This window comes from Romboutsia sp. 1001285H_161024_C4, assembly GCF_015550185.1.
GTDB lineage: Bacteria > Bacillota > Clostridia > Peptostreptococcales > Peptostreptococcaceae > Romboutsia_C > Romboutsia_C hominis.
Map to the genome: position 1 here is coordinate 582,191 of NZ_JADNAJ010000001.1, position 14,661 is coordinate 596,851.

The 14,661-nt window shown below is 27.0% G+C and carries 12 protein-coding genes; all 12 read left to right on the forward strand.

Annotated features, from left to right (window positions below):
* Positions 1-17: 17 nt before the first annotated feature.
* The 12 genes from I1959_RS03020 to I1959_RS03075 all read left to right on the forward strand — a co-directional run bounded on the left by I1959_RS03020 (position 18) and on the right by I1959_RS03075 (position 14,505).
* Positions 18-1,835 (forward strand): diol dehydratase reactivase subunit alpha, encoded by a 1,818-nt coding sequence (locus I1959_RS03020; protein WP_092926340.1) that lies wholly within the window; start codon positions 18-20, stop codon positions 1,833-1,835.
* 10 nt (positions 1,836-1,845) lie between these two features.
* Positions 1,846-2,202, forward strand: a complete 357-nt coding sequence (locus I1959_RS03025; RefSeq protein ID WP_207733512.1) for a glycerol dehydratase reactivase beta/small subunit family protein — start codon at positions 1,846-1,848, stop codon at positions 2,200-2,202.
* A 14-nt stretch (positions 2,203-2,216) separates the two neighbouring features.
* The gene (locus tag I1959_RS03030) at positions 2,217-2,651 is read left to right on the forward strand and encodes a GlcG/HbpS family heme-binding protein (RefSeq protein ID WP_092926338.1); all 435 of its coding nucleotides are present in this window, start codon (positions 2,217-2,219) and stop codon (positions 2,649-2,651) included.
* Positions 2,652-2,777: 126 nt separating this feature from the next.
* Positions 2,778-3,485 (forward strand): MIP/aquaporin family protein, encoded by a 708-nt coding sequence (locus I1959_RS03035; protein WP_195237065.1) that lies wholly within the window; start codon positions 2,778-2,780, stop codon positions 3,483-3,485.
* A gap of 284 nt (positions 3,486-3,769) precedes the next feature.
* The gene (locus tag I1959_RS03040) at positions 3,770-4,669 is read left to right on the forward strand and encodes a D-alanine--D-alanine ligase (protein WP_166506240.1); all 900 of its coding nucleotides are present in this window, start codon (positions 3,770-3,772) and stop codon (positions 4,667-4,669) included.
* A 102-nt stretch (positions 4,670-4,771) separates the two neighbouring features.
* Positions 4,772-5,599 carry a hypothetical protein gene (locus I1959_RS03045; RefSeq protein ID WP_195237066.1) on the forward strand — a complete coding sequence of 276 codons (828 nt, stop codon included), beginning with the start codon at positions 4,772-4,774 and terminating at the stop codon, positions 5,597-5,599.
* A 19-nt stretch (positions 5,600-5,618) separates the two neighbouring features.
* Positions 5,619-7,061, forward strand: a complete 1,443-nt coding sequence (pdxR, locus tag I1959_RS03050; RefSeq protein WP_195237067.1) for a MocR-like pyridoxine biosynthesis transcription factor PdxR — start codon at positions 5,619-5,621, stop codon at positions 7,059-7,061.
* Between the two features lie 220 nt (positions 7,062-7,281).
* Positions 7,282-8,541 carry a cytochrome P450 gene (locus tag I1959_RS03055; RefSeq protein ID WP_195237068.1) on the forward strand — a complete coding sequence of 420 codons (1,260 nt, stop codon included), beginning with the start codon at positions 7,282-7,284 and terminating at the stop codon, positions 8,539-8,541.
* Between the two features lie 503 nt (positions 8,542-9,044).
* The gene (locus I1959_RS03060; protein WP_195237069.1) at positions 9,045-9,629 is read left to right on the forward strand and encodes a hypothetical protein; all 585 of its coding nucleotides are present in this window, start codon (positions 9,045-9,047) and stop codon (positions 9,627-9,629) included.
* Positions 9,630-9,796: 167 nt separating this feature from the next.
* Positions 9,797-10,456 carry an iron-containing alcohol dehydrogenase gene (locus I1959_RS03065; protein ID WP_330615159.1) on the forward strand — a complete coding sequence of 220 codons (660 nt, stop codon included), beginning with the start codon at positions 9,797-9,799 and terminating at the stop codon, positions 10,454-10,456.
* A 135-nt stretch (positions 10,457-10,591) separates the two neighbouring features.
* Positions 10,592-12,562, forward strand: coding sequence for a sensor histidine kinase (locus tag I1959_RS03070; protein ID WP_195237070.1), 1,971 nt, complete (start codon positions 10,592-10,594; stop codon positions 12,560-12,562).
* A gap of 161 nt (positions 12,563-12,723) precedes the next feature.
* Positions 12,724-14,505, forward strand: coding sequence for a BglG family transcription antiterminator (locus tag I1959_RS03075; RefSeq protein WP_243239970.1), 1,782 nt, complete (start codon positions 12,724-12,726; stop codon positions 14,503-14,505).
* Positions 14,506-14,661 lie beyond the last annotated feature (156 nt).

Below are 14,661 nucleotides of genomic sequence, written 5' to 3' on the forward strand. Positions count from 1 at the left end.
AAAAGGATGTAAGCAAAATGAAAATAATAGCAGGTGTAGACATTGGAAATGCTACTACTGAAGTAGCACTTGCAAAAGTTTATGATGATAAAGTAGATTTTATTTCTAGTAGTATTGTCCCAACTAGTGGAATAAAAGGAACAAAAGAGAATATAAATGGTGTAATTTCATCTTTAAATATTGCTCTTAATAATGCAAAGCTAAAAATGGAAGATTTAGATTTAGTAAAAATAAATGAAGCAGCTCCAGTTATAGGAGATGTAGCTATGGAAACTATAACTGAAACTATAATAACTGAATCAACTATGATAGGGCATAACCCAGCTACACCTGGTGGAGAAGGTTTAGGTATAGGTAAAACCATAGATATAAGAGATTTAGAGAATTTAGAAGATATAGATTTAAAAGAAAGTTATATTCCTCTTGTGTTAGAAGATATAAATTTTTTAGAAGCATCATATAGAATAAATTTTGCAGTTGAAAGAGGAATAAATATAACTGGTGCCATTGTTCAAAGAGATGATGCAGTATTAATAAATAATAGGTTAGATAAAAAAATACCAATAGTAGATGAAGTAACTCTACTTGAAAAAGTACCTATAGGAATGCTATGTGCAGTTGAAGTTGCTATGCAAGGAAAGGTTATAGATAAGTTGTCAAATCCTTATGGAATAGCGACTGTGTTTAATTTAACTTCTGAAGAAACTAAGATGATTGTTCCTATATCTAGAGCCCTTATAGGAAATAGATCTGCAGTAGTTATAAAGACTCCTAAAGGGGATGTTAAGGAGAAAAAAATTCCTGCTGGTAAGATAATTATCGAAGGGGAAAGAAGAAAAGAAATAGTTGATGTTGACCAAGGTGCTAAGAAGATAATGGATGGAGTTAATTTAAGTTTACCAGTTTGTGATATAAAAGGTGAAGCTGGAACTAATGCAGGTGGAATGATTGAAAGAGTAAGGCAAGTAATGAGTGAGCTTACTAATCAAAACATATCAGATATAAAGATTCAAGATTTATTAGCGGTAGATACATTTACTCCACAAAACGTAAAAGGTGGACTTGCAAAAGAGTTTTCAATGGAAAATGCTGTAGGAATAGCAGTTATGGTTAAAGCAGATAAACTCCAAATGCAAATGATAGCAGATGAACTTGAAGAAAAGCTAAAGATAAAAGTAGAAGTTGGTGGAGTAGAAGCTGACGTTGCTATAAAAGGAGCACTAACAACTCCAGGTACCAGCGTACCTCTTGCAATACTTGATATGGGAGCAGGTTCAACAGATGCTTCTATAATGAATAATAAAGGTGAAGTTAAATCAATACATTTAGCAGGTGCAGGAAATATGGTAACTATGCTTATAAAATCAGAACTTGGTCTTGAAGATTTTTCAACAGCTGAAGATATAAAGAAGTATTCTTTAGCAAAGGTAGAATCACTATTTAATATAAGACATGAAGATGGAAGTGTAGAATTTTTTGAAAAACCACTAGACCCATCAGTTTTTGCAAAAGTTGTAATTATAAAAGATAATGAACTGATTCCTATAGATGGTCAAAATTCAGTTGAAAAAATAAAAAATATAAGAAGATTAGCTAAAGAAAAAGTGTTTGTTACTAACTGTCTAAGATCACTTAGTATAGTGTCTCCTACAGGCAATATTAGAGATATTGAATTTGTAGTATTAGTTGGAGGCTCATCCCTAGACTTTGAAGTACCACAACTTATAACTGATGCACTATCTCACTATGGGGTTGTAGCAGGTAGAGGAAATATAAGAGGAATAGAAGGTCCAAGAAATGCAGTAGCAACAGGACTTATATTAGCATCTAAATAAGGAGCAAGCTATGATTATAAAGAGTTATGATTTAGATACACCTAGTATATATGTATATCACTCAGCTGATACAGATATAGATGAATTTAAGGAAGTTTTGTGGGGGATAGAAGAAGAAGGAATTCCGTATATAGTAAAACAAATGAAATTTAATAACTGTGAAACTTTAAGCCATGAAGCATCTTTAAAATCTAGGTTGTCTGTAGGAATTGGTATAAATAAAGAAAAGATAATCTTAACAACTAATAAATTAAAAAAAGATAGACCATTATTTTGTATAGATTTTAATCAAGAATTAAGATCATTTAGAAACTTAGGAGCTAACGGAGCAAGATTAGTTAAAGGAATTGAACTTAAGAAAATATAAAGAGGTGATATTACTTGAAAAAATTAAATGAATATAAAGAATTAAGCTTAGAAATAGTTAAAGAAATGGCTAAAGCAGCAGAAAAAAAAGCTTTAGAAATAAATGTACCTGTAGTATTTTCAGCAGTTGATAAAGGTGCAAACCTTATGTTAATGCATAGAATGGAAGATGCTTTTATAACAAGTATAGAAATCTCAATAAACAAAGCATTTACATCTGCTTGTTTAAGACAAGGAACTCATGAGATAAGTGAAGTTGTTCAACCAGGAGAATCTTTATATGGACTTCAACTTACAAACAATGCTAGGATAGTTCCTTTTGGTGGAGGTCTACCAATTGTAGTAGATGGACAAGTTGTAGGAGCTGTAGGTGTAAGTGGAGGATCAGTAGAAGAAGATAGATTAATAGCACAAGCTGCTGTTGATGCTTTTCATAAAGTTAATAGCTAATAACATAAGACAAGCAGTTGATATTTGTGAGAATTTATAAGCTAGAATAAATATGGCTTATGTATCATTATTAGCTAGTATTATCCCCCTTCAGAAATGAGGGGGGAATTTAATGGGAGAAATATTATGGATTTAAGATTTTTTGCAGAATTAGTAGGAACGATGATATTAGTATTACTAGGAGACGGAGTTGTAGCTAATGTAATACTTAAAAAAACAAAAGGTGTAAATGGTGGAATAATATCTATAACAGCTGGGTGGGCATTTGCAGTTACCATACCAGTATTTATGTTTGGTAATATAAGTGGAGCTCATTTTAATCCAGCAGTAACATTAGCTCTTGCATCTATTGGAAAGTTTCCGTGGGAAGATGTTCCAATGTATTTAATAGCACAATTTATAGGAGCATTTATAGGAGCTTCATTAGTATTAATTTCTTATTATGACCATTTTAAATTAACTGAAGATAAAAGTATTAAATTAGGTGTATTTTGTACAGCTCCAGAAGTTAGAAACTTAAAGTCAAACTTTATAACTGAATTTATAGGAACTTTTATATTAATGTTTTCAATATTAGGTATAGGAGCATATCCATTAGCTGAAGGAATAAGTCCGATTGCAGTAGGTATAGTAGTATGGGGCATAGGTTTAAGTTTAGGAGGACCTACAGGATATGCTATAAATCCAGCTAGAGATTTAGGGCCAAGACTTGCACATTTTATACTACCAGTTCCAAATAAAGGAGATTCTGACTGGCAATATGCTCCAATACCAGTTATAGCACCTATATGTGGAGCTATAGTTTCAGCATTTATTTACAATATGATATTTTAATGTTAAATATATATGTATATACTAAAATAAATGTTGCATTAGCAATAAAAATAAACTAAATAATGCTTAATATAACTTTGCAAATAATATTAATTTAAACAAAAGCCATATATAAGTAGAAATATATTCATACTTATATATGGCTTTTTATATGAAAATAACAGTGGTACCACTACTACTTAAAACTTATATATATGTGGTACTTTAAATAAAGTTCATTTAATCATATAATCTTAATATAAACAAGAAAAGAACTAATTGACATATAGGAGATGGATAAAATGATGAAAGTTGGAGTTATAATGGGTGGTGTATCTTCAGAAAGAGAAATATCACTAAAATCAGGAAGAGGAATACTAGGTAGCATAGATAAAAATAAATATGAAGTAGTAGAAGTAATATTAGATTCAAAACAAGATATATTTGAAAAAGCAAAAGGATTAGACTTTGCACTACTTGCACTACATGGAGAATTTGGAGAAGACGGAACAGTTCAAGCAATACTTGAAGCAATGGATATACCATACTCAGGATGTGGACCTTTAACTAGTGGTTTATGTATGGATAAAAACATGAGTAAAAAAATATTAAAAGAAGGAAATATACCAACAGCTCCTTGGACTACTGTAAAAGACTTAGATAAAATAGATTACGATAAAATAGAAGAAATAGGTTATCCTTTATTTATAAAGCCAAATAGCGGAGGTTCTAGTGTAGCAACATTTTTAATAAAAGATAAAAGTGAAATATATGATGCAGTTAAAGAAGTATTAAAGTATGACAAAGAAGCCATGATAGAAAAATATATAAAAGGTGAAGAATACACTTCATTTATATTAAATGGAGAAGTATTCCCTACAATATCTATAAAAACAGAAAATGAATTCTTTGACTATGAAGCTAAATACTCACAAGATGGAAAAGGTGCAAAAGAAGAAGTAGTATACTTAGATAAAGATTTACAAGAGAAAGTAAATGAAGTTTCTAAAAAATGTTGGGATGCTTTTAATTGTAGAGTTTATGTAAGAGTTGATGTTATAATAAGTGAAGGAGTACCTTACGTTTTAGAACTTAATACATTACCAGGAATGACAGCTACTAGCTTAATACCTCAAAGTGCAAAAGCAAGAGGTATAGAGTATAGTGAGTTAATAGATAAAATAATAGAATATTCACTAGCTTAAAAGTAATTAATAAAATTTTATAAATTCTAAAACTACAAGGAGGAACGAATCGTTCCTCCTATATTTGTTATCTAAACAAAAACTAAATAAGGAGAAAAGTAAATGATAGAAATTTTAATAACTAGTCTTGAAAATTTATTTGCAGTTTTAGGTACTTTTATAGTTTTTGGCCTTATATTTAATGTAATTCAAACTATAAATGAAAGACTTATAGTATCTACATTTGGATTTAAAGGACTAGTAGTTACAGGATATAGAGGAACGGTAGTACATGAGTTAAGTCATATGATAATGGCAAAAATATTTAATCATAAAATAGTGGATTTTAAATTATTTAGACCTAAAAAAGCACTTTTAGATGGAGTATTTGGATACGTTAAGCACTCTTATAAATCAAATAGTTTGTATCAAAGGGTAGGAGACTTTTTTATAGGAATAGCACCTATGATATTTGGAACAGCTTTAATATGGTTAATAATGATGGTTTTAACTCCTAATACTTACAATGAACTTATAAACAATATAAATGTTATAGAGTATTTAAATAGCCTAAAAAATATAGATATAAATAGTATAATAAATATTTTATTAATACAAACAAAAGTAATAATAGATAGTATGTTTTTAACTAAAGATATTTTTAGTATTAGTCATATAATAATGCTTATATTAGTTTACTTTATTTCAACTCATATGACATTAAGCAAAAAAGACATACAAGGAAGCTTAAATGGGTTAGTTATATGTTACATTATATCTATAATTCTAACTATAGTTAGTACAATATTTAAAAATAAAAGTATTTTTTTATTAGATTTAATTATAAAATTTAATATATACACAATATCTTTTTTAATGATTGGACTAATATTTTCACTAGTTACATTAGTTATAACTTTCATTTTAAATAGGATTTTAAATAATTATTAAGATAGAGGTGATATAACACTTGATATTTTCAAATATAGATTTTAATGATGAAGAACCAATATATATACAAATAAAAAATAACATAAAAGATATGATATCAAAGGGAATGCTTAATAAAGGAAGCAAATTACCTTCTACTAGAGAGCTTAGTGAAATACTAAATGTAAGTAGAAACTCAGTAATATCTGCTTTTGAAGAATTAAAGGATGAAGGGGTTATACACTCTCAAAAAGGAAAAGGAACATTTGTAAGTATATCTAATGTATATAAGGAAAATACTTGGAATATAAATTGGGATGAAAAATATAATAAATACGCAAATTTATGCGAAGAACTTGATATAGTAAAAAGTGAAATACCTTGGGAGAAGGATTTAATATCTTTTAAAAGCATATCTCCTCAAGGAGAACTATTTGACATTGATGAAATAAAAAAATCATTTTTAAATAGAATAAGTCTTGAAGGTCATAAGCTACTTAACTATGGCTATGCAAAAGGATATCAACCACTTATTAACTATTTACTTTCATATATGGAGGATAAGGGCGTTGATACTTCTAACAAAGACATATTAATAACTAATGGATTTACAGAAGGTCTTGATATAATACTATCTTCATTTACTAAAAGTGGGGACACTATTATATGTGAAAATCCTACTCACAATACTGCTATAAAGCTTTTTAAGGTTTATGATTTAAATATAGTAGGAATTGATATGACTGACAATGGAATGGATTTAGAGATTTTAGAAAAAGAGCTTAAAAATAATGATGTTAAGCTTTCATTTGTAGTTCCATCTTATCACAATCCAACAGGTATAGTTATGAGACACAAAGAAAGATATGAACTTTATAATCTTATGAAAAAGTACAATGTTCCTATAATTGAAGATGGGTTTAATGAAGAACTACTTCATACAGGTTCTCACATATGTCCAATTGCAGCCCTTGATGGTTCATCTAATGGAGTATTATATATAGGAAGCTTTTCAAAGGTACTTTTCCCTGGTATGAGAATAGGTTGGATATTAGCTGATAAAAGTATTATAAGTAAATTAGAAAGTGTTAAAAGATGTAAAAATATTCATGTATCTTTTTTAGATCAAGCTATTTTATATGATTATTTAAATAATGGATCCTTTGAAAAGTATATGAAAAAAATTAAAAAATTCTATAAAGAAAAATATGAATTTGCACTAGAATGTGTAAAAAAATATATACATACAGATTACATTATGGGCGAAGGTGGACTTCATATATTTTTGAAATTAGACAATATAAATAGTAGAGAGTTATTAACTAGATGTTATGAAAAAGGCGTTATATTTATGTGTGGAGATGTATTTTATACAGATGATAGTGGGCATGATACATTAAGACTTGGTTTTTCAAGGCTTGATTTTGAGGATATTGAAAAAGGAATTAAGATAATTGGTTCTGTTATAGATGAGCTTAGGTAATATAAAATTAAAATAAGCTATATAAATTATAATTTTAGTAAGAGGAACGAATAGTTCCTCTTATTTTTTACTTTAAAGAAATATTAGATAAATAAGCTATATAGAACACCATCATTTATTATATCTTTATAAACAAGTAGAATAGCTTATAATTGGTATGGAAAAAATAAAAGAGCAAAGCGATTTTTAAAACATGTAATATAAAGGAGTATATAAGATAATGCCAATTAAAGAACAAGTTCCACAAGATAAAGGTATTGACCATACTATAGCTATGTCCCAGGAGGCATATCTATTTATAAAAAATAGGGTAGATAAATATCAGTCGGATATATTTGAGACACATTTGCTAGGAGAAAAAGCAATCTGTATAGTTGGAGAGGAAGCAGCAAGGATTTTTTATGATTCAGAGTTATTTAAGCGAAATGGTGCTGCTCCAAAACGAGTACAAAAAACATTGTTTGGTATAGGTGGTGTACAGTCTATGGATGGAGAATCACATAGGCATCGTAAAAATCTTTTTATGTCATTGGCTAACTCACATCATCAAAATCAACTTTCAAAACTTCTAATGGATAAATTGCAATCATCAATTAGTAAATGGAAAGATAATAAGGAGATTGTACTTTTTGATGAGGCAAAGTATATTTTATGCTGGGTAGCATGTAATTGGGCTGGGGTTCCTCTCTTAGAATCTGAGGTAAAAGAGAGAGCAGAGGATTTTAGTGCAATGGTTGATGCCCTTGGAGCAGTAGGGCCACGATATTGGAAAGGTAAAATAGCTAGATCTAGAGCCGAAGAGTGGATAGAAAAAGTCATAGAAGATGTTCGTTCTGGTAAGCTTAAGGTTGAAGAAAGCTCAGCACTTTATGCTATGGCTTTTCATAGAGAGTTAGATGGTAGTCAACTGGATACCCAAATTGCTGCGGTGGAACTTATCAACATACTACGTCCAATTGTTGCTATCTCAACATTTATTACATTTTCGGCTTTGGCTTTATATGAGCACCCAGAGTGTAAAGAAAAACTTTTGTCTGGCAACAGTAAAGATTTTGAAATGTTTGTGCAAGAAGTTAGACGCTATTACCCATTTGGGCCATTTTTAGGGGCAAGAGTAAAAAAGGATTTTGCTTGGAATAAATACGAATTTAAAAAAGACATGCTTGTTATTCTTGATATTTATGGTACAAATCATGATTCACGAATATGGGAGAAGCCTTTTGAATTTATACCAGAGCGTTTTAAAGAGCGTAATGAGAGCTTATTTGATTTTATTCCTCAAGGTGGCGGAGATCCTGCAAAAGGTCATCGCTGTCCAGGAGAAAAAATTACAATTGAAATCATGAAAGCTAGTATTGATTTCCTTATTAATAGTATTGAGTTTGAAGTACCTGATCAGGATTTAAGTTATAGCCTAGAAAGGATACCTACGTTGCCTAAAAGTGGATTTGTAATGAACAATATTAAACAAAAAATTTAGTTTCTTAATGTTTGATTATAATAGAATAAAATTAAAATAATCAAACTTTATAAATTCTAAAACTACAAGGAGGAACGAATCGTTCCTCCTTATTTTCTACTTCAAAAGTAATCACAATTACAAATTAATAAAAAGTGAAAATAGTCATATTTTAAGAAAGTATATTACTAGAAATAATACTGGGCAAAGCTAAAAGTTTAAGTTATAGCACTGTATCTAGATACAACATTATTGGTAAAAACATAGATTTTAAATTTTTAGAAGAGTTTGTTAAATCTATTAATAATTAAATAAAAAATAGTAGCAGATGCTCCTATTTTATACTAATTTTAAAATATATTTCTAAAATTCAAACTTTTTGATACGTATTATGATTACAATGTAATTAGAAAATAAAATATGTAATTAAGATAGTGAGATAAGGAGGATAATATCTTGAAAAAAATTATATCATTATTATTAACAAAGCCTCTAACTTATGGATTGGAAATGAATATTTTGAGATGATAAATATTTTAAGATCTAATGGAGGTGGTTGGAAAACTGAATGGGTAGATTTATACAACAATGGGCATAGAGGATTAATTTGTATTATGTTAGATGTAGTTAATATAGATGAAGTTTATAACTTATTAAATAAAAAAAGTATTGAAATTACAAAACCTGAGCATTTAAAATTTAAATGGTTTTTCAACATGATTACAAGAACTATGCCTTGGCAAAATAGTTATATTAATTTTTTTGAAGGAGTTCCATTGCAAATTGGATTTCAACAAATGAATGATGAAAAATCTCGAAAGTTTATGAATGAATATATGATTCCAAATAGCAGAGACAATGATATCATTGGTATAAGTGAAGTTATAGTAAGAGGACCATTAACTAATAACGATATAAAGCTTATTAATAATATATTTGATATTTATATTACCCAAACAGAACCTTTAACTATACAATTAAATCAACAACACGTCTTAGTTTTTGAAGATAGCGAAAGTTATTCAGTCGATATAATTACCAAATGTAACAATAAAAGCTTTAATAATAAAAGTATATCTATAGAAAATATTGCTATTAAGAATATATAGTTCATTATTTAATATAATTCCTATTAAATAATGAACCTTGAGCAATAAATTCATATCCTACTTCTTTTAAATTCAAAGACTTAAATAAGTTATTACAGCATAACCTTAAATTATTAATATTACTAGATAGTATAGGCCCAACTATCTTTTTATGATCTATAATAGCTATACTTGCAACTAATGGAGGAGAAATAAAAGATTACGAAGGTGTTAATAAATCAAAACTACCTCAATTCTCACTAATATGTGTAAACACAACAGCAGGAACAGGTAGTGAGTTAACAATATTCTCTATAATAACAGATGAAGAAAGACATGTTAAAATGGCTTTAGTGGATAAAAATATGACTCCAATATGTGCAGTTAATGATGGACAAAATTTAATCGCTCGTGAAAATATGGCATATGCTGAGTATTTAGCAGGAGTTGCATTTAACAATGCATCATTAGGGTATGTTCATGTTATAGCTCATCAATTAGGTGGATTTTATGATTTACCTCATGGAGTATGTAATGCAGTATTACTTCCAAGAGTTGAGAAGTTTAATGCTAAAGTATGTGCAAATAGATTAAAAGATGTTGCTAAGTTTATGGGTATAGAGGTATCTAATATGAATGATGAAGAAGGAGCTAATGCTTGTATAAATGCTATAGAAAAATTATCAAAAGCTGTAAATATACCAACAGGACTTAAAGAACTTGGAGTGAAAGAAAAAGACTTTGACACTTTAGCAGCTAATGCATTAAAAGATGCTTGTGGTTTAACTAATCCAATAACTGCTACTCATGAAGAAGTAAAAGAAATACTTAAATTATCTATGGAATAAATATAAATATTAATATATAACCTAAGGATTATTTCCTTAGGTTTATTTATTTTAAATAAAAATAATAAAGGAAAAAAACAAATAATGTAGAATTATTAAATCTTGAGTATATTTTGGGACAGGGAGATTTAATAAATGACAAAATTTAAGAAAATAATATACATATTAACTGTTATATTAATGACACAGATGTTTATATCTAAAATACATGCAAAAAGTACAAAAGATGCGTCATTTAACGTTTTAGTACTAAACTCTTATCATCAAGGACATTACTGGGAATCAAATATAGCAATGGGGCTTAAAAATTATATATCAAATAATAATGAGCCAAATATAAACTTTAAAGTTGAATATTTAGATTTTAGAGTTAATCACGATAAAGAATATATAAAATCATTAAAAGATATGTTAAGTAAAAAGTACCCAAAGGGAAGTATAGATCTTATATACGCAGTAAATGATGAATCTTATGAAGTTTTTAAAAAGGAAGTAAAAAATATAAATAGCAATTTTTATAAATTACCTCTTTTGTTTAGTGGTGTAGATAATAATTTAGAAGAAACCAACAAAGAAAAAGAAAACATGACAGGTGTATATCACCGTGATGATACATTAGATTTAATGTATTTAATGCAAGACTTAACTCCTAAAGTAAGATATATAAATATAATAACGGAAGAATCAGGATATGGATATTCTATTTATAAGGAAGTATCAAGGATAGTAGATAGATACTTAAAAGATCAAGTAAAAATAAGACATATAAAAAGTAATTATTTAGAAGATATAACAAAAGAATTAAGTGAGATTAAAAATTCAGAAAGTACTATTAATATAATTGGAGGAGAATTTCAGTGTAAAAATTTAGGAAAGTATAAAACTCCTATAGAAGTTATAAATACAATAAAAAATTATAGCAGTGCACCAATATACTCTAACGATCAAACCTATATGAATGCTGGTATATTAGGAGGTAGTATAGATATAGGTCAAGAACAAGGTAGTATAATTGGAGAGATGATAATTAAATTAAAAAATGGAGAAAAAATAGAAAATATTAAAAGCGTTCCAGAACCTAAAGTAAAATCATACGTAGATTATAACAGTATATATGAGTATAATATTAATCCTTTTTCTGTAATAAAGGATGTAGTTGTTTTAAATAAAGATCCTTTTGAATTACTAATTCCTACATGGATGAAAGGAGTTTTAATATTTTTACAAATCATATCAATAATAATTATTATAGGTATAATCATAATTTTTATTAGATTTAGAAATGATAAATTAAAAAGAATAGAAATACAAAAAAGAGCAAAAGAAAGAGAGAAATTAAAATCAGATTTTATAGTTAATCTAAGCCATGAATTAAGAACACCTATAAATATAATATTAGGAACAACTAAAGTATTAGAAAAAAGTCTTGAAAAAGGAAATCTAGATAAAGATTATATATTAAGTAAGCTAGAAAATGTAGATAAAAATGCCTATAGACTGCTTAAAATATCAAATAATATAATAGATATGACTAAAGCTGAATCTGGAATGTTAAAATTAAACTTAGAAAATTGCAATATAGTATGTGTTGTAGAAGATATATTTGAGTCTAGTATAGATTTTGCAAGAAGAAAAAATATTGATATGGTATTTGACACAGAATGTGAAGAGGTAAAAGTAGCTATAGATATATTTCAAATTCAAAGAGTTATATTAAATTTGTTATCAAATGCTATAAAGTTTACACCTGAAAATGGAGTTATAAGTGTGTATATTTATAAAGAAAAAGAAAATGTAGTTATTGAAGTAAAAGATAATGGAGTAGGTATATCAAAAGAAAAGGTTGATTATATATTTCATAGATTTTATCAAGTGGACAACTTATATACTAGACACAATGAAGGTAGTGGAATAGGACTTTGTATAGTAAAGGAAATAATAGATATTCATGATGGAAAAATACAAATAGAAAGTGAAATAAATAAAGGTTCTACTTTTAAGATATGCCTTCCTAGACATTTGAAAGTAAATGAAATGCAAAATGAAGGTTCAAGTATAAAAGATATAAATAAAATAGTAGATTTAGAAATGTCTGATGTATATTAATTAGTAATCTGTATATAAGCTTTAAAGATGCTTATGTATAGGTTACTTTACTTTAAAAATAAATGATAAATACTTAGTAAATGAAAATAAATTTTTATTTGAAACTATAATTACACTTATAGTAGAATAAAATAATAGATAAAAAATTATAATAAGGATTGATGATATTGACATATATTTTAAACAGTAGACAAGTTAAGATAATTAATATATTAAACAAAAGTACACAACCTATAACTAGTAAGGCTTTAGCATATGAACTAGATTGTTCTACAAAAACAGTTCAAGGAGAAATAAAAGAGATAAACTCTACTTTAGAAAATGTAAAAATAGATTCTATAAGAGGAAAAGGATATATATTAGTTGGAAATGTAGATTCTATTATTGATAAAGATGATGAACAAACTAACGTTAATATAGATAGAGTAGGATATATATTAAAAAAGATACTACTACTTTATAAAGATAAAACATTGAAAATAGAAAGTTTAGCAGATGAAATGTATGTTAGTCTATCTACCATAAAAAATGACTTAAAAGAAGTTAAAGTTATACTTGAAAATTATAATTTAAAAACTATATCAAAACATAAGCTAGGTATTAGTATTTCAGGAGATACTAAAAATATAATAAAGTGTATAATAGAAAGTAGCTTAAAGTACAAAAACATAAATATTGAAGACTTTTTTAGTGACATTGTAGCTTCAAATATATCTTCAATAAGAAGTGAAATATTATACAATATACATAAAAAACATATAATATTTACTGATTATGAATTTAATAATATATTCAATTATATACTACTATCACTATCATTAGAAGATAATAATAATTATAAAGAATTTATAAAAATATATATTAATAACTACCAAGAAAAAATAAACAGTAATTACAATAAAGAATATGAAGAAAAAGTACTAAGCTCTATAGATGAGTTTATTAAAAATTTAAAATTAGCTACATCTATAGATTTAAGTAATGATAATATATTTAAAAAGTATTTATATAAGCATATACTTAGTTTTTGTACTAATAAAGAACTAAACATAAATACTCAAAGTATAATAGCAAGCGATATAAAGGCTAAGTATCCATTTGCATTTGAACTAGCAACTATTGCAAAAAATACATTAGAAAAAGATTTAGATATTAAAATAGATGAAAATGAGATTGCAAATATTGCAATTCATATAGGAGGAGCATTACAAAGAACTTCTCATAAAGAAAACAAAAAAGTATTAAAAGCTATAATAGTATGTGCATCAGGCATTGGAACATCTATGCTTATAAAGGCAAAGATTGAAGCTAAATTTGATAAAAGAATTGAAATACTAAAAGTAATTCCTTCTTACTTAATAGATTTTATAGGAGTACTTGATGTAGATTTTATAATATCTACGGTACCTATAGATATTAAAAATATTCCTGTTATAAATGTATCACCATTTTTAGATGAAAAGGAAATAATGATAATAGAAAAGTTTATAGATACAGGTAAAATTTATTATAATATAAATTTATCTGAAATATTTGATAAGGATTTATTCTTTACAGACTTAGATTTTGATAATAAATATGACGTAATAGATTATATGTCTGATAAATTACTTAAAAAGAATTATATAGATGAAGAAATGAAACTATCTTATATTGATAGAGAAAAGATAGCTACAACAGAAATTGGAAATATAGTAGCTATTCCTCATGGTGCTAAAGGAAAGGTATATAAAAATACTATAGCAATAGGAATACTTAAAAAAAGCATAAAGTGGGAAGTAGGGGATGTAAGGCTTATAGTAATGCTTTGTATACAAAAAGATAGTATATTAAACTATGAAGATTTACTTTCAAGCATATATAAAAGAATAGATTCTATAGCTAAAGTTATAAGTATATGTGAATCTAAAAATTATGATAAATTTATAGCTATGTTTAAATAAATCTATTTAATTTATAATCTAAAAAAATTTAATATAATAAAGGTGAAAATACACCTTTATATTTAATAGATAAATTTCTCTTTTAACTAAGAGAAATTTTTTGTCTTTTAGGAAAAGGTATTCTAGCTTATTATAAGTATATAAGATAACACAATG